Source organism: Streptomyces sp. NPDC058291, assembly GCF_042880855.1.
Taxonomy (GTDB): Bacteria; Actinomycetota; Actinomycetes; order Streptomycetales; family Streptomycetaceae; genus Streptomyces.
On the sequence record NZ_JBHVYK010000012.1, the window covers coordinates 99,182 to 114,920 of the forward strand.

The window sequence follows — 15,739 nt, forward strand, 5'->3', positions numbered from 1 at the left end:
GCTGTCGGGCTCCGCCCGCCCCGGTCCCGGACCGGGCCGGCGCCGGCCTCGGGGTCGAGACGCGATCCCGTCTCGACCCCGAGCGAGAGGCGATCGCGTCTCCCGCCCGCCCGGAGGAGGGAGCGCACTCCCGAAGTCGTGGCGGAGCCTGCCGCACCTGCCGACGGCTGCCGCACCCTGCCGACGGCCGTACGCCCGGTCAGTGCTTGACGCCGACGCTGCCCGCTCCCGGCTGTCCGCCGATCTCCTGCGCCATCACCCGGCCCGCCTCGAACTCCAGCGTCTCGTCGCCCAGCGGCGGCTGGTCGGTGTCGAGGCCGTCCAGCTCCTCCAGGGGCTGGTCCAGCCGGATGTGGGCGAGCACCGAGTGCAGGGCGCGCAGCGTCGCCGACGCGGTGGAGCCCCAGTTGGAGAAGTAGGAGAACTGCCACCACCACAGGGCCTCGCTGGTGCGGCCGGCCCGGTAGTGGACCATGCCGTGGCGCAGGTCGGCGATGACGTCCGCGAGATCGTCGGAGATCCGGGCCGGCACGGGCGGCTTGCGGGGCTCGTAGGGGTCGAAGACCTCGGAGTAGACGTCGACCGGCTCCAGGAGACGGGCCAGGTTCTCGCGGAGTTCGTCCGCGTCCGGCTCGAAACCGGGGTCGGGCTCGTAGCGCTCGTCGGGAACGATGTCCTCGTGGGCGCCGAGGCGGCCGCCGGCCAGCAACAGCTGGGAGACCTCCAGCAGCAGGAAGGGGACCGCCGAGGCCGGCTCGTCGCCCTTCGCCACCTCGGTCACGGCGACCAGGAAGCTCTCGATCTGGTCCGCGATCTGGACGGCGAAGTCGTCGGGGTTCTGCTCGGTCGCGTGCAGCTTGGCGTCAGACATCTAGGAGTCGTCTCCCCTCGAAGGCGCGGCCGAGGGTCACCTCGTCCGCGTACTCCAGGTCGCCGCCCACAGGGAGGCCGCTGGCCAGGCGGGTGACCTTCAGGCCCATGGGCTTGATCATGCGGGCGAGGTACGTGGCCGTGGCCTCGCCCTCCAGGTTCGGGTCCGTGGCCAGGATCAGCTCCGTGACCGTGCCGTCGGCCAACCGCGCGAGGAGTTCCCGGATCCGCAGGTCGTCGGGACCGACTCCCTCGATGGGGCTGATGGCGCCGCCGAGCACGTGGTACTTGCCGCGGAACTCACGCGTGCGCTCGATCGCGACGACGTCCTTCGGCTCCTCCACCACACAGATGACGGAAAGGTCGCGGCGGCTGTCGCGGCAGATGCCGCACAGCTCCTCCTGCGCCACGTTGCCGCAGGTCGCGCAGAACCGGACCTTCGCCTTGACCTCCAGGAGGGCGTGCGCGAGGCGCCGTACGTCCGTCGGCTCCGCCTGCAGGATGTGGAAGGCGATCCGCTGCGCGCTCTTGGGACCGACGCCGGGCAGCCGCCCCAGCTCGTCGATGAGGTCCTGGACCACGCCTTCGTACAACGGACTGCCATCCTTCCTGGGGTTCCTTGCCGTACGTACGGTAGTCGGCCGGGGCCGGTCCGCGTAAGGGCGGACCGGCCTGCGGACCGGGCTGGACCGGGCTAGAAGGGCAGCCCGGGGATGCCGCCGCCGCCCAGGCCCTGCGTCAACGGGCCGAGTTTGTGCTGCTGGAGCGTCTGCGCGTTCTCGTTGGCCGCCTGGACCGCCGCGACGACCAGGTCGGCGAGGGTCTCGGTGTCCTCCGGGTCCACGGCCTTCGGGTCGATCCGCAGGGCCCGCAGTTCGCCCGAGCCGGTCACGGTCGCCCTCACCAGGCCGCCGCCCGCCTGCCCGTCGACCTCCGTGTTCGCCAGTTCCTCCTGAGCGCGGGCCAGGTCCTGCTGCATCTTCTGGGCCTGCTGGAGCAGCTGCTGCATGTTGGGCTGGCCACCACCGGGAATCACGATCAGCTCCTGTGTCTGCGAGTGTCGGGCGTGCCTTCGAGCGGGTTCGACGCCGCTCGGCACGAGCCTACGTGGTCTGTGCGGGTGTCGCCCCAGCACTCTTTCGAGTGAGTTGCGTGTGAGGCCTATACCTGATCAAGGCCCACTTCCAGGCGTAAAAGAGGGGAAACCTTCCTCTTAGCCACCCATTGGGCGGTAGGAAAGGTCCGGCGCAGCGGCATCAGGCGTCCCGGGTGTCACGCATCGTGAGCGGTCGGGACCGGCCGGCGTCATCGGGATCGGTCGGGATCCATCGGTCGGGATCAGTAGGGAGTGCCGGGTGGCTCAGCAGCCGGAGATGCAGCCCGAGGGTCCGCCCCAGGACGGGCGGAGTGAGGGCGCGGCCGGGCTGCGGCCGGGCGACCTGACCGGGCGGGTGCTTCCGCTCGGGGACTGGGGCGTGCCCGCGGAGCGGCTGGACGAGCTGTACCGCTGGGTGGAGCGGGGCGCGCTGGAGACGGCCGCCTGGTACCTCGACGACCGGGTGTGGAAGCGGCGCGGCGCCCGGGTGCTGCGCGCCGGGGCGGCGGCCGGGGCGGTGTGCGGGGCCGCGCTGCCGCTGCTGGATCTCACCCGGGTGATGGGCGGGGTGACTCCGTGGGGCTATCTGGCGCTGCTGCTGGCGGTGTCCTGTGCGGCGGTGGACCGGTTCTTCGGGGTGACGTCCGGCTGGATGCGCGACGTGGCCACCGCCCAGGCCGTGCAGCGCCGGCTGCAGGTGCTGCAGTTCGACTGGGCGTCGGAGAGCGTCCGGGAGGTGCTGGGACCGGCCGAGGGCACGGCCGGCGAGGCCGCCGAGCGGTGCCTCGGGGTGCTGCGGCGGTTCTCGGAGGACGTCACGGATCTGGTGCGCACGGAGACGGCGGACTGGATGGTGGAGTTCCGGGCCGGCCCGACGCCCATGGGCATCCAGGCGGCGATCGCCGTCGGCGGCCGGCCGGACGCCGGCGGCCCCGGTCGCTTCCCGTCCCCGCCCGGAGTGAACCCCCGCCCCAACATGCCCCGCCAGCGCCCGCCGGAGCCCCGGTGAGCGGCGGGACCCCGGGCTTTTGGTCCCACTCACGTCGTCGGTGTCCGGGTCCCCCGAATCCCCTGAGGGCGGCTCAGCGCCGGGTGTACGTGAGCTTCTCGCCCGTCCCGGTGTTGGTGCGCTGGAGTCGGCCGTCGGCGAGGAGGGTGACCTCGGAGGCCGCGCCGGGGCTGCACGAGGAGAGGGGCCGGCCGGTGGTGACCTTGGAGGGGCCGATCCGCAGGGGGCCGTCGTCGCCCGGCAGCCGGGTGAGGGTGGCGCTGAACTCGCAGTGGTAGGCCTCCCCGTCGGCGACGAGGGCGAGCACGGAGTCGCCGACCCCGCCCTGCGTGATGGTCAGTCGGCGGGTGTTCGTGCCGCTCTCGTTCTCGATCGTGGTCGTCCAGGTGCCGAGGAAGGCCGCCGGCACCGCGCCGGCCGAGGAGGACAGGGAAGGGGAGGCCGACGACCCGGGTGCGGACGACGAGGGCGGCGCCGAGGCCCCCGTGGACGGGGTCGCCGAGGCGGAGGCGCCGGCCGTCGGGCCGCCCCCGGAGTCGCCGTCGCCGTTCATGAACGCGTAGACCGAACCGCCGGCCGCGATCGCGACCACCAGGGCGACCAAGACGAGCAGCAGGGTGGTCCGGCCGCTGCGCCGCGGTTCCTGTCCGGGGGCCGGATCGGCCGGCCCGTAGGGGCCGTAGGGGGGCGCGGCGGGGGCCGACCCGGAGGCATCGTCCGCGTACGGGTTGTACGGGGCCGGGATGCCGGGCGCCGCGGACCAGCCGTCCGACGGTCCGGGCGCGTGCCCGTAGCCGGAGGCCGGCTGCGGATGCTGCTGGGCGTGGCCGTACGCCGGGTGGGCGGGGGCGGCCGAGCCGGGCGCGGAAGGCTGCGGCGGGATGCCGTCGGGGCCCGCGACCATCGTGCGGCGGTGGTCCGCCGTGAGCGCGTCGCCGCGTGGACCGGAGTGCTCCTCGGCGGCCTGCACGGCTCCCGGGTGTCCTGGCCGGGCGGACGCGAGGCCGGCGGTCGGGCCGTCCGTGCCCTCCGGGTCCTCCACCTCGAGCAGCCGCACCGCGTGCCGGCCGAGCTGGGCCACCAGCGCGCTGGGCAGCCACGGGTCGCGGGAGCGGCCGTCGGAGACGGTGTCGTCGACGCCCGTGAGCTCCAGGACGCGGGCCAGGGAGGGACGGGCGGCCGGGTCCTTGCGCAGACAGGCGCGGACCAGGTCGGCGATGCCCTCGGGGACGCCCCCGAGATCGGGCTCGTCCTCGGCGATGCGGTACATCAGGGCGTGCGCCCCCTCGTCGGCGGCCCCGAAGGGCAGGACGCCGGTGGCGGCGTAGGCGATGACCGAGCCGAGGCAGAAGACGTCGCTGGCCGGGGTGGTCCCCTCGCCGCGCACCTGCTCGGGGGCCATGAAGCCGGGTGAGCCGATGACCGCGCCGGTCTGGGTGAGCCGGCTGTCGCCGGTCACGCCCTCCAGGGCCCGCGCGACCCCGAAGTCGATGACCCGGGGCCCTTCGATGGTGACCATCACGTTGGACGGCTTCAGGTCGCGGTGGACGATGCCGGCCGCGTGGATGTTGGTGAGCGCGTGGGCGAGCCCGGCGGCCAGGATGCGCACCGACCGCTCGGGCAGCGGACCGTGGTCGTGGCCGACCACCTGCTGCAGGCTCGGCCCGGCGACGTAGCCGGTGGCCACCCAGGGCACTTCGGCCTCGGTGTCGGCGTCGAGGACGGGGGCCGTCCAGAACCCGCCGACCCGCTGGGCGTTGCGCACCTCCTGGCGGAAGCGCGCCCGGAACTCCTCGCGCGCGGCCAGCTCGCGCCGGACCAGCTTGACGGCGACCGTGCGCCCCCGGTCCGAGCGGGCGAGGTACACCCGTCCCATCCCGCCCGCCCCCAGCCGCGCGAGCAGCCGGTAGCCGCCGATGCGCTGCGGGTCCCCGGGGGCCAGCTTCTCCATCGCAGCGCCGCCTTTCCGCCACATGTGTGATCGAGACATGTGTGTGGAGGCGAGAATAATCCGGCCGTTCGAGGGATAGGGACGCGCGGTGTCTACGGTTCCGTAACAGGCGGCTCCAGCCCGTCCAGCACCTTGGACAGGCGTTCCAGCACGTGGACGGCCTCGGCGAGCTCCGCCTCGCCGAACTCCCGCGCCAGCCGGTCGGCGAAGGCCGCGTGCCCGGGGGCGATGCGGGCGATCGCGGCCCGCCCCTGGTCCGTGGGCGCGAGCAGCTTGGCGCGCCGGTGGGCGGGGTTGGGCCGGTACTCGGCGAGGTCGCGGGCCACCAGCAGGTCGGCTGTGCGCTGGACGCTCTGCCGGGTGATGCCCATGGCGCGGGCGATGCCGGAGACGGGCAGCGGCTCGCCCACCACCGCGCCGAGCACCTGCCACCAGGCGGCGGTGAGCCCGGCGGGCCGGGCCAGTTCCTCGGCGAGGGCGAGGAACTGGCCGTTGAGCCGGAAGACCCCGAGGGCGCTGCGGCTGAGCAGGTCCTGGCGCGGCCGGCTCACCGGCCTGCCGTCGCCTTCTCCAGGACGGCGTAGGCCTGCGGGTCGGAGTCGTGGAACAGGCGGTACCAGGCGTCCAGCGTCTCGCCCTCGTAGACGCCGAGGAGCCGCAGCACCTCCCGCGCGAAGGCGACGGGTTCGGTCGGGCCGGCGGTGACCAGGGCGCCGTCCGTCACCGCGTCCGCCTCGACGTACCGTGCGCCGCCGCCGTACCCCGTGGCGGCCAGGTAGAAGGAGACCGCGCCGGTGTGGTCCCGTTCGTCGAGCAGGCCCTCGCGGGCGAGCCCGGCGGTGGCCCCGCAGATCGCGGCGACGGGCACCCCGGCGTCGAGGAAGCGGCGGGCGGCGCGGGCGAAGGGCGCCAGGTCGTCGGTGGCGTCCCACAGGTCCGCGCCCGGCAGGATCAGCAGCGCGCTGTCCTGCGGGCGGACGTCGGCCAGGGCCAGGTCGGGCTGGACGCGCAGGCCGCCGATGCTGACGACGGGGTCGAGGGTCGGGCCCACCGTCCGGATCTCGTACCCGGCGCGGGCGAGGTAGGCCGTGGTGTGGCCGGTCTCCCAGTCGGCCAGCGAGTCGTAGACGGCGAGATGCACGGGCTTTCGGTCGCCGCGGTCGCCGGGCTCCCTGTGTCCGCTGTTCATGACTCCTCCTCGGGGCGGGCGGGACGGGCGGGCGAGGGCGGGACGCTGAAGCGGTGACAGCGTGCCGCCCTCTCGACAGCACGCTGCTCCTTGGACAGCATGCTGTCAAGAGTCGGGTGAGCGGCCCGGCCGTCGACCTCCCGTACGCCCGACAACCTGTCGCGGAATCGGGCCGTCCACGGAACAGGACGCCGATACCGCTTCCGCATCGCGGACATTTACGCTCACTGACATGACCCCTCAGACCGATCCCCGGGCCGGCGCCGCCGTGAAGGCCGCGGACCGCGCGCACGTCTTCCACTCCTGGTCCGCCCAGGAGCTCATCGACCCGCTCGCCGTGGCCGGCGCCGAGGGGTCGTACTTCTGGGACTACGACGGCAGGCGCTACCTCGACCTGACCAGCGGGCTCGTCTACACCAACATCGGCTACCAGCACCCGAAGGTCGTCGCCGCGATCCAGGAGCAGGCCGCACGCCTGACCACCTTCGCGCCCGCCTTCGCCGTCGAGGCCCGCTCCGAGGCGGCCCGCCTGATCGCCGAACGCACCCCCGGCGACCTGGACAAGATCTTCTTCACCAACGGCGGGGCGGACGCCGTCGAGCACGCCGTGCGCATGGCGCGGCTGCACACCGGCCGGCCCAAGGTGCTGTCCGCCTACCGCTCGTACCACGGCGGCACCCAGCAGGCCGTGAACCTCACCGGCGACCCGCGCCGCTGGGCCTCCGACACCGCCACCGCCGGGGTCGTGCACTTCTGGGCGCCGTTCCTGTACCGCTCCCGCTTCTACGCCGAGACCGAGGAACAGGAGACCGCCCGGGCCCTGGAGCACCTGGAGACGACCATCGCCTTCGAGGGGCCCGGGACGATCGCCGCGATCCTCCTGGAGACCGTGCCGGGAACGGCGGGGATCATGCTGCCGCCGCCCGGTTACCTGGCCGGGGTGCGCGAGATTTGCGACCGGCACGGGATCGTCTTCGTCCTGGACGAGGTCATGGCCGGGTTCGGCCGCACCGGCGAGTGGTTCGCGGCCGACCTCTACGGCGTGACCCCCGACCTGATGACCTTCGCCAAGGGCGTGAACAGCGGATACGTGCCGCTGGGCGGCGTGGCCATCTCCGGCGCGATCGCGGAGACCTTCGCCCGGCGCCCCTACCCGGGCGGACTGACGTACTCCGGGCACCCGCTGGCATGCGCGGCCGCCGTCGCGACGATCGACGTCATGGCCGAGGAGGGGGTCGTCGAGAACGCGAAGCGCCTGGGCGCCTCCCTCGTCGGGCCGGGACTGGCGGAGCTGGCCGAGCGGCACCCGAGCGTCGGCGAGGTGCGCGGGGTCGGCATGTTCTGGGCGGTCGAGCTGGTGAAGAACCGCGAGACGCGCGAGCCGCTGGTGCCGTACAACGCGGCCGGCGAGGCCAACGCGCCCATGGCCGCCTTCGGCGCCGCCGCCAAGAAGGCCGGGGTCTGGCCGTTCGTGAACATGAACCGCACCCACTTCGTGCCGCCGCTCAACGTGTCCGAGTCCGAGGTCAAGGAGGGCCTGGCGGCCCTGGACGCGGCCCTCACGGCGGCCGACGAGTACACCGAGTAGGACAAGTGGGCCGTCGCGGGCGGATCGCGGCGCTGACGGCGGCCGATCGAGGCGCTGATCCGCGCGGATCGGGGAGCTGACGGCGCCGATCGAGGCGCTGATCCGCGCGGATCGGGGAGCGCTCTCGGGGCCGCTGCGCGCAAAGGCTTGATTTCGTCGAACGCGTAAGGTGGCGTGCTCGTACATAACGACGAGCACGCCATTCTTCCGCCCCCGACGAGGGAGACGCCCCGACCATGCCCGGCAGCACCGGCAACGGCGCCGTGACGCGCAACACCCTGCGCCGACAGATCGCCGACGCACTCCGCGACGAGGTGCTGGCGGGCCGGCTGCAACCGGGGCAGGAGTTCACGGTGAAGGAGATCGCCGAGCAGTACGGCGTCTCCGCGACGCCCGTGCGCGAGGCCCTCGTCGATCTGTCCGCGCAGGGTCTCCTGGAGGCCGACCAGCACCGGGGCTTCCGGGTCCACGAGTACTCGGTGGCGGACTACCGGGGCATGGTCGAGGCCCGCGGCCTGATCATCGAGGGGATGTTCCTCGAACTGGACGAGGGCCGCCTGGGGCAGCAGAACTTCGAGGAGCCGCGGATCGCGGCCGCGATAGCGGGGGTGCGCCGACGCGGCGAGGAGGCGCAGCGGGCCGCGTCCGCCGGCGACCTCACCGTCCTCATCGGCTACGACCTGCGGTTCTGGCGCGAGCTGAGCGCCCTGTTCGGCAACCCTTATCTCGCCGACTTCCTGCACCGGCTGCGGGTGCAGTCCTGGGTGTGCACGGTGCAGCACCTGCGCCGGCTGACCGACCTGCGCGGCTGCCTGTGGTCCGGCCACAGCGAACTGGTCGACGCCCTGTACGCGCGCGACACCGGCGCCGCGCGCGTGATACTCGCCGCCTACAACGACGAGTCCGTCTGCCTGATCGAGCGGCTGGCGGCGGAATGAGCCGTGCGGACGCCCCCGGCACCCGCTCCGGCACCCGCCCCCCGACCCGCCCCTCCCCGCGTCCCACGACCCGCCCCGCCGGGCTCGCCGACGGCGCCGTGGAACTCTCCGTCGTCATCCCCGCCTACAACGAGGAGCGCCGGCTCGGCCCCACCCTGGACGCGGTCGCCCGTCACCTCGACGCGACCGGGGGCCACCGGGGCAGCTGGGAGATCGTCGTCGCCGACGACGGTTCCACCGACGCCACCCGCGAGCTGGTCACCGTCCGCCGCGACGCACGGGTGCGGCTCGTCACCGGCTCAGGATCCGGCAACCGGGGCAAGGGGCACGCGCTGCGGCAGGGCGTCGCCGCCAGCCGGGGCCGTCGCGTCCTGGTCATGGACGCCGATCTCGCCACCCCCGTCGAGGAGTTGGAGCGCCTGGAGCGGGCGCTCGCCGACGGGCACACGGCGGCGATCGGTTCGCGGGCCGTGCCCGGCGCGACCCTCGGCGAACGCCAGCACCGCATACGCGAGCTCCTCGGCGCCGCGGGCAACCTGCTGATCCGGCGGACGACCCTGCGCGGGATACGCGACACCCAGTGCGGCTTCAAGCTGTTCGACGGCGACAAGGCCCGCACCGCGTTCGCCGCGTCCCGCCTCAACGGCTGGGCCATCGACGTGGAGGTGCTGCGGCACTTCCAGCGCGCCGGCTGGCCGGTCGCCGAGGTGCCCGTGCACTGGTCGCACCGGCCCGGCTCGAAGGTCCGCCCCGCGGACTACCCGCGGGCCCTGCGCGACCTGGTCCGGCTGCGGATCCCGGCGCCCCGGCCCGCGGACGCCCTCGCGGCCCTGCTCTTCCTCGCGATGGCGGTCGTCCTCTACCGCGGCCGCGTCCTCGACCCGGCCCACCGCTATCTCACCGACTCCCTCCAGGACCAGAACCAGTGGGAGTGGTTCTTCGCGGTGACCGCCGACCACGTCGCCCGTCTGCGCAATCCCCTGTTCACCGACCTCCAGGGCTTCCCCGGCGGCGTGAACCTGATGGCCAACACGACGATGCCCGGCCTGTCGGTCCCGCTCACGCCCGTCACCCTGCTGCTGGGCCCGGCCGTCTCCCTCAGCCTCGTGATGACGCTGGGCCTGGCCGCCACCGCCCTCGCCTGGTACCGGCTGATCGTGCGACGGCTCGTCCGGCAGCGGGCGGCCGCCTTCGCCGGGGCCGCCCTGGCCGCGTTCGCGCCTCCGATGGTCAGCCACGCCAACGCCCACCCGAACTTCGTCGTGCTGTTCATGATCCCGCTGATCGTCGACCGGGCCCTGCGGCTCACCACCGGTGAGCGGGTCGCGCGCGACGGGGTCGTCCTCGGTCTGATGGCGGCCTACCAGGTCTTCCTCGGCGAGGAGCCGTTGCTGCTGGCCGCCCTGGGACTGCTGGTGTTCGCCGCCGCCTACGGCGCCGCCCGCCCCGACGTGGCCCGCGCGGCCGCCCGTCCGGTGCTGAACGGTCTCGCGATCGCCGCCGCCGTCTGTCTGCCGCTCGTCGTCTACCCGCTGGCCTGGCAGTTCTCCGGGCCGCAGAGCTACACCGGCATCGACCACGGCAGCGCGACCGGTGTCGGCAACTCCGTGCGCGCGCTGCTCTCGTTCGCCGAACGCTCCCTGGTCGCGGGCGACGCCCGGAGCGCCGGCGCCCTCTCCCTCAACCCCACCGAGCAGAACGCCTTCTACGGCTGGCCGCTGGTCCTGCTCGCGTTCGCCGTCACGGTGGCGCTGTGGCGGCGGCCGGTCGTACGGGCGCTGGCCTGCACGGCGGCGGTCGCGGCCGTGCTGTCCCTCGGCCCGCGCGTCCCGCTGCCCCTCACCGACGTCACCGTGCCCGGCCCCTGGGCCGCGCTCGCCGGCCTCCCCCTCTTCGAGTCGGTGATCGAGAGCCGGGTCGCGCTGGTCTGCGCCCCGGCACTGGGCATGCTGCTCGCCCTGGCCGTCGACCGACTGGCGCGGGCCCGCCGCCTGGTCACGCAGTACGCGGGGCTGCTCGCCGTCTGCCTCGCCCTGCTGCCCCTGATCCCGGCCCCCCTGAAGTCCGCCCCGCGCGCCCCGGCGCCCGCCTTCTTCACCGACGGCGCCTGGAAGGCGTACGTGCGAGCCGGCGAGACGCTGGTGCCGGTGCCGCTCGCCGAGCCCGAGGACGCCGAGGCCCTGCACTGGCAGACGGCGGCCGGTCTCGGCTTCCGGATGCCCGGCGGCTACTTCAACGGGCCCTACGGCGACGGCGACCGCACCGGCGTCTACGGCGTCCCGCTGCGCTTCACCGCGAGCCTGCTGCGGGACGTGCGGTACACGGGCGTGGTCCCGGTGATCGACGAACGTGCCCGCGCCGAGGCCCGCGAGGACCTCGCGTACTGGCGGGCGGGAGCGCTGGTGCTGGCCCCGCAGCGGCACGCGGCCCGGCTGCGTGAGACGGTGGACAAGCTGGTGGGCCGCCCGGGGAGACGGGTGGCCGGAGTGTGGGTATGGGACCTGCACCAGGGGACGCAGAACGGGCGCTGACGTGAGCCGCACCGACTACCCTTCCCTGACCGGCATTGCCGCCTTGTCCGTGAACGACCGTGCAACGCGCTGAGTGAGGAGCTCTCTTTGGCCTGTGACCTGTGGCTGGTGCCGCTCGTCGACGTGTTGTGCCACACCCCCGACAATCCCTTCGCCGACGAACTCGCCCAGTACAACAAGGTGCTGGCCGAGGCGGGTCTCCCGCCGGTGCCGGTGTACCAGTACATGCCGGGTCTGACCGGCGAGGTCGCCCCGGTGGCCGGCTTCGACTACGACGCCCTGCACTTCCTGCGCCGCGCCTACCTGCTCCAGGTGTGCGGCCTGCCGGTGACGCCGGTGGACGAGCTGGGCGGCGACTACGAGCAGCTCCTGGAGATGTTCGAGGCGACGGCCAAGCAGTCGCACCTGGTCTGGCACTACGACCACGCGGGCGCGTACGTCCCCGTCGACTTCCTGCAACCGCTGTCCAACGACGAACTCCTCGCCGGCGGCGGCCCGTTGGGCTCCGCGCAGTCCCTGTTGCGGGAGCTGGAGTTCGTCGCCCCGTCCCTCGGCATCGATCCGGCCAATCCTCCGGCGGCGCCCCAACCGCCCGCCGGTCCGACGGAGTTGGAGGAGCCCGCCGTCCCGGCGCCGTACGATCCCAGCCCCTTCGCCCGCGAGCGGCACGTCTGGCTGGGGCTGCACGCCGCGGCGACGCGCAGCCTCGCCCAGGGATCGATGATCGTGTTCAGCTAGCCGGGAGCGACGTGTTCAGCCAGCCGGGACCGACGATCGGGCTCGGATCGGGCCCGGAGCGGGCTCGGAGTGAGCCCGGAGCGGCGCTCGGAGCGGCGCTCGGATGGTGTTCGGAGCGGGGCTCGGATGGTGTTCGGCGGCCGGTCGATCCCGGCTGGCCGTTCCCGGCCGGGCGGACCGCCTCCGGCGTGACGGGCGGTCAGTGGCCGATGCGCGACAGACCCTGCTGCACGTCCTCCCGGTTCATCACCGGGGTGTAGCTGATCTCGGCTCCCAGGTTCTGGAAGAAGGGCTCGCTGAACGCCGGCATCTGCGAGCTGTCCTTCATGTCGAAGACCAGGAAGGCGGTGCGCTTGCCGTGGTCGGCGGTGAAGTAGGCCGCTTCGGGCTTGATCTGCTCCATGGACTCCTCGATCAGCTTCTCCAGGGTCCCGTTGTGCACGGCCTCGTTCGCCTTGTCGGTGTCCATGGACACCCTCAGCAGCATGCGCATCGCACTCACCTTCTCCGGATCGACGCACACGGTCACATAGCTTCAGATTAAGCCCGTTTCGCCACCTATGTCCGCCGAATGGCCGTCCTTCTCCCGAAGAGGCGGCCGCTCGCGCGGGCCGGCGGACGCGCGTCCCCGAGTGCACCGGCCCGCCGGTGACGGCGAAGTCCGCCGGGCCCGGTGCCCCTTCACCGCCGTGCGGGCGATCACCAGCCGGCTGAGCTCACCGGCAGGGCCGCGGGCGGCGCTCCCGGCGGCGGCGAGGTGCGGGCAGCCGCCGGCCGTACGCCGGCCAGTGACGGCGGCTCCGGGGCGCGGAGCGGGCGCGCCGCCCCCGAAGGGGTCGGCCGTTGGCCGCGAACAGCCCGCGGGCCGGTCAGGGACGCGAAGTCCCCGACCGGCCCGGGTCGAGCTGCCGCCGCGCGGCCTACAGGAACGAGTTGATCTCGATCGTCTCGTCCCGGCCCGGACCCACGCCGATCGCGGAGATCGGGGCGCCGGACATCTCCTCGAGCGCCTTCACGTACGCCTGGGCGTTCTTCGGCAGGTCGGAGAACGACTTCGCCTTGGTGATGTCCTCGGACCAGCCGGGCAGGGTCTCGTAGATCGGCTTCGCATGGTGGAAGTCGCTCTGCGAGTAAGGGAGTTCCTCCACCCGCCTGCCGTCGATCTCGTACGCCACGCAGACCGGGATCTGCTCCCAGCCGGTGAGGACGTCGAGCTTGGTCAGGAAGAAGTCCGTCAGGCCGTTGACGCGGGTCGCGTAACGGGCGATGACGGCGTCGAACCAGCCGCAGCGCCGGTCACGGCCGGTGGTGACGCCCCGCTCGCCGCCGATGCGGCGCAGCGCCTCGCCGTCCTCGTCGAACAGCTCCGTCGGGAAGGGGCCGGAGCCGACGCGGGTGGTGTAGGCCTTCAGGATGCCGATGACCCGGCTGATCTTCGTCGGGCCCACGCCCGAACCCGTGCAGGCGCCGCCCGCGGTCGGGTTCGACGAGGTGACGAAGGGGTACGTGCCGTGGTCGATGTCGAGGAGCGTGCCCTGACCGCCCTCGAAGAGGACGACCTTGTCCTGCTCCAGCGCCTGGTTGAGGACCAGGACCGTGTCGGTGACGTACGGAGCGAGCTTCTCCGCGTAGCCGAGCAGTTCCTCGACGACCTGGTCGACGGCGATCGCGCGACGGTTGTAGAGCTTGGTCAGCAGCTGGTTCTTGCCGTCGAGGGCCGCCTCCACCTTCTGGGTGAGGATCGACTCGTCGTAGAGGTCCTGGACCCGGATGCCGACCCGGTTGATCTTGTCGGCATAAGTCGGACCGATCCCGCGTCCGGTGGTGCCGATCTTGCGCTTTCCGAGGAAGCGTTCGGTCACCTTGTCGACAGTCACGTTGTAGGGCGTGATGATGTGCGCGTTGCCGCTGATCAGCAGCTTCGACGTGTCGACGCCGCGCTCGTTCAGACCGCTCAGCTCGGAGAGCAGGACCGACGGGTCGACGACGACACCGTTACCGATGACCGGCGTGCAGCCGGGGGACAGGATTCCGGAAGGGAGCAGGTGGAGTGCGTACTTCTGGTCGCCGACGACGACCGTGTGGCCGGCGTTGTTGCCGCCCTGGTAGCGCACTACGTAATCCACCGAGCCACCGAGAAGGTCGGTGGCCTTTCCCTTGCCTTCGTCACCCCACTGAGCACCGAGCAGCACAAGTGCGGGCACGCGCGTACACCCCTTCCGGGTGGGGCATGTCCAAGGCCAGGGGCGCGCGCGGCGGATCGTTCCACCGCGTGCACCGCACACACCGCGACCGTCGTTGGCCGCCGCTTGTCGGACCCGGATGCCCCGGAATAGACGAAGCCCCTGGCGCAATAGCGCAAGGGGCTCTTGCACCAAGATGCTACCCGAGGAAGCGAGGCAGGACCGAGGTGGCGACTTCCGCGACGTCCGAACAGCTGCTGGTGATCATCGATCCGGTCGCCCGGCGTATGGACGGGGAGTCCGTACGGATCGCGAAAGACGTGCTCAGCGCGGGTGCGGCGAGCACCAAGGTGTGCCTGCCGGACGGCCCGGAGGAGTTCGCCCGGATGCTGGCGCGACGGGGCTCCCGGCGGCCGGTGGTCATCGGGGACGACCGGGCGCTGACCCGGGCGGTAACCCTGCTGCACCGGCAGCGGGCGCTGGCGGCCTGCGTGCTGTCGGTGGTGCCGGTCGGCGCCTCGCTGGGCGTCGCGCACTCCCTGGGGGTTCCCACGGGGGCCGTGGCGGCGGCCCGGGCCGTCCTGGACGGGACAGAGCGGCGGCTGGACCTGCTGGTGGACGACAGCGACGGCATCGTGCTGGGCGCACTGCGCATCCCGCCGCTGCCGCTCGCTCCCCAGGACCCGGGAACCTCCCGCGCCCCCGGCGGCCCACGGAACCCGCATGACGGGCACGACCCGTACGCCTCCCCCGACTCCCCCGACTCGCCCGCCCCACGCGACTCCGGCTCGCCGCGGGCCGCGCGGGGCGACCGGGGCCCGCACGGCGCAGGGGGGCTGCACGGGATGTGGGGGCTGCACGGCCCGAGGGGCTCCGGGGACCTGGGACTGGACGGCGCCGACGCGGCGGACTCCGGCCGGCCGTGGCTGCGGACGTACCAGTCCCTCGTCCGGACGCTGGTGCCCTACCGGCCGTCCCGGCTCTCTCCCGTGTCCGCGACGCCCGGACCGGCCCGGCTGCGGATCGAGGTCGACGGGGTGACGCTGATCGACCTCGACCAGCCCGTCGAGGCGGTGTCCGTGACTCCGGGCACGGGCGCCTCCGGCACGGTGACCGTGGAGGTCCGGCCGCTGTCCCTGGGCGCGGAGGCGGCGCCCCTGCAGGCCCGGGGACGGACCGTGACCGTCTCGGGCGCGGACTTCCGCTACCGGGCGGACGCGGCGATCGCCGGACCGGTACGACGCCGGACGTGGACGGTACAGGAGGGCGCGCTGCGCCTGATGCTGCCGAACCGATGAGGCACGCCACCCGAGCGCGCCACCCGGGACGCCGGCCCGGCGGCCCGGCGGCCCGGCGGCCCGGCGGCGGACCACGACCGTCCCGAGCGCGGACTTCCGCTACCGGGCGGACGCGGCGATCGCCGGACCGGTACGACGCCGGACGTGGACGGTACGGGAGGGCGCGCTGCGCCTGATGCTGCCGAACCGATGAGGCACGCCACCCGAGCGCGCCACCCGGGACGCCGGCCCGGCGGCCCGGCGGCCCGGCGGCCCGGCGGCGGACCACGACCGTCCCGAGCGCGGACTTCCGCTACCGGGCGGACGCGGCGATCGCCGGACCGGTACGACGCCGGACGTGGACGGTAC

At 73.4% G+C, this 15,739-nt stretch carries 14 protein-coding genes; 6 read left to right on the top strand and 8 right to left on the bottom strand.

Translation table 11 applies throughout. The features are described from left to right. Positions 1–199: 199 nt before the first annotated feature. The 3 genes from ACFVYK_RS08980 to ACFVYK_RS08990 form a co-directional block, all read right to left on the bottom strand. Positions 200–871, bottom strand: coding sequence for a DUF5063 domain-containing protein (locus ACFVYK_RS08980; RefSeq protein WP_389770409.1), 672 nt, complete (start codon positions 869–871; stop codon positions 200–202). After that, positions 864–1,463, bottom strand: coding sequence for a recombination mediator RecR (gene recR, locus ACFVYK_RS08985; protein WP_069768364.1), 600 nt, complete (start codon positions 1,461–1,463; stop codon positions 864–866). Before recR ends, ACFVYK_RS08980 begins: the two co-directional genes overlap by 8 nt. A 101-nt stretch (positions 1,464–1,564) precedes the next feature. Further along, a complete protein-coding gene (locus ACFVYK_RS08990; RefSeq protein WP_389770412.1) occupies positions 1,565–1,906 on the bottom strand; it encodes a YbaB/EbfC family nucleoid-associated protein in 342 nt (113 codons plus the stop codon). 337 nt (positions 1,907–2,243) lie between these two features. On the opposite strand from ACFVYK_RS08990, the gene ACFVYK_RS08995 reads away from it, so the two are divergent. Continuing rightward, positions 2,244–2,975, top strand: coding sequence for an SLATT domain-containing protein (locus tag ACFVYK_RS08995; RefSeq protein ID WP_389770477.1), 732 nt, complete (start codon positions 2,244–2,246; stop codon positions 2,973–2,975). A gap of 73 nt (positions 2,976–3,048) precedes the next feature. Here ACFVYK_RS08995 and ACFVYK_RS09000 read toward each other — a convergent pair whose 3' ends face one another. From ACFVYK_RS09000 to ACFVYK_RS09010, 3 genes are all read right to left on the bottom strand, one after another. Continuing rightward, on the bottom strand, positions 3,049–4,926 hold the full coding sequence (locus ACFVYK_RS09000; protein WP_389770415.1) for a protein kinase: 1,878 nt from the start codon (positions 4,924–4,926) through the stop codon (positions 3,049–3,051). Between the two features lie 92 nt (positions 4,927–5,018). Continuing rightward, a complete protein-coding gene (locus tag ACFVYK_RS09005) occupies positions 5,019–5,477 on the bottom strand; it encodes a MarR family winged helix-turn-helix transcriptional regulator (protein WP_389770418.1) in 459 nt (152 codons plus the stop codon). Continuing rightward, positions 5,474–6,115 carry a type 1 glutamine amidotransferase family protein gene (locus ACFVYK_RS09010; RefSeq protein ID WP_389770420.1) on the bottom strand — a complete coding sequence of 214 codons (642 nt, stop codon included), beginning with the start codon at positions 6,113–6,115 and terminating at the stop codon, positions 5,474–5,476. Before ACFVYK_RS09010 ends, ACFVYK_RS09005 begins: the two co-directional genes overlap by 4 nt. Before the next feature lie 232 nt (positions 6,116–6,347). On the opposite strand from ACFVYK_RS09010, the gene ACFVYK_RS09015 reads away from it, so the two are divergent. From ACFVYK_RS09015 to ACFVYK_RS09030, 4 genes are all read left to right on the top strand, one after another. Then, positions 6,348–7,703: an aspartate aminotransferase family protein gene (locus ACFVYK_RS09015; protein ID WP_389770423.1), complete on the top strand. Its 1,356-nt coding sequence runs from the start codon at positions 6,348–6,350 to the stop codon at positions 7,701–7,703. Positions 7,704–7,939: 236 nt separating this feature from the next. Then, positions 7,940–8,641 (top strand): GntR family transcriptional regulator, encoded by a 702-nt coding sequence (locus ACFVYK_RS09020; protein WP_389770425.1) that lies wholly within the window; start codon positions 7,940–7,942, stop codon positions 8,639–8,641. Beyond that, the gene (locus tag ACFVYK_RS09025; protein ID WP_389770428.1) at positions 8,638–11,172 is read left to right on the top strand and encodes a glycosyltransferase; all 2,535 of its coding nucleotides are present in this window, start codon (positions 8,638–8,640) and stop codon (positions 11,170–11,172) included. The genes ACFVYK_RS09020 and ACFVYK_RS09025 overlap by 4 nt, the downstream gene beginning before the upstream one ends. 87 nt (positions 11,173–11,259) lie before the next feature. Then, positions 11,260–11,910 carry a hypothetical protein gene (locus ACFVYK_RS09030; protein WP_069768357.1) on the top strand — a complete coding sequence of 217 codons (651 nt, stop codon included), beginning with the start codon at positions 11,260–11,262 and terminating at the stop codon, positions 11,908–11,910. Between the two features lie 199 nt (positions 11,911–12,109). Here the strand turns inward: ACFVYK_RS09030 and ACFVYK_RS09035 are convergent, their stop codons facing one another. Then, positions 12,110–12,403 (bottom strand): DUF3303 family protein, encoded by a 294-nt coding sequence (locus ACFVYK_RS09035; RefSeq protein ID WP_389770431.1) that lies wholly within the window; start codon positions 12,401–12,403, stop codon positions 12,110–12,112. A 427-nt stretch (positions 12,404–12,830) separates the two neighbouring features. Continuing rightward, positions 12,831–14,114, bottom strand: a complete 1,284-nt coding sequence (locus ACFVYK_RS09040; protein WP_389770434.1) for an adenylosuccinate synthase — start codon at positions 14,112–14,114, stop codon at positions 12,831–12,833. Between the two features lie 206 nt (positions 14,115–14,320). Between ACFVYK_RS09040 and ACFVYK_RS09045 the strand changes: the two genes are divergently transcribed. Further along, positions 14,321–15,391 carry a diacylglycerol kinase gene (locus ACFVYK_RS09045; protein ID WP_389770436.1) on the top strand — a complete coding sequence of 357 codons (1,071 nt, stop codon included), beginning with the start codon at positions 14,321–14,323 and terminating at the stop codon, positions 15,389–15,391. Positions 15,392–15,739: the final 348 nt, after the last annotated feature.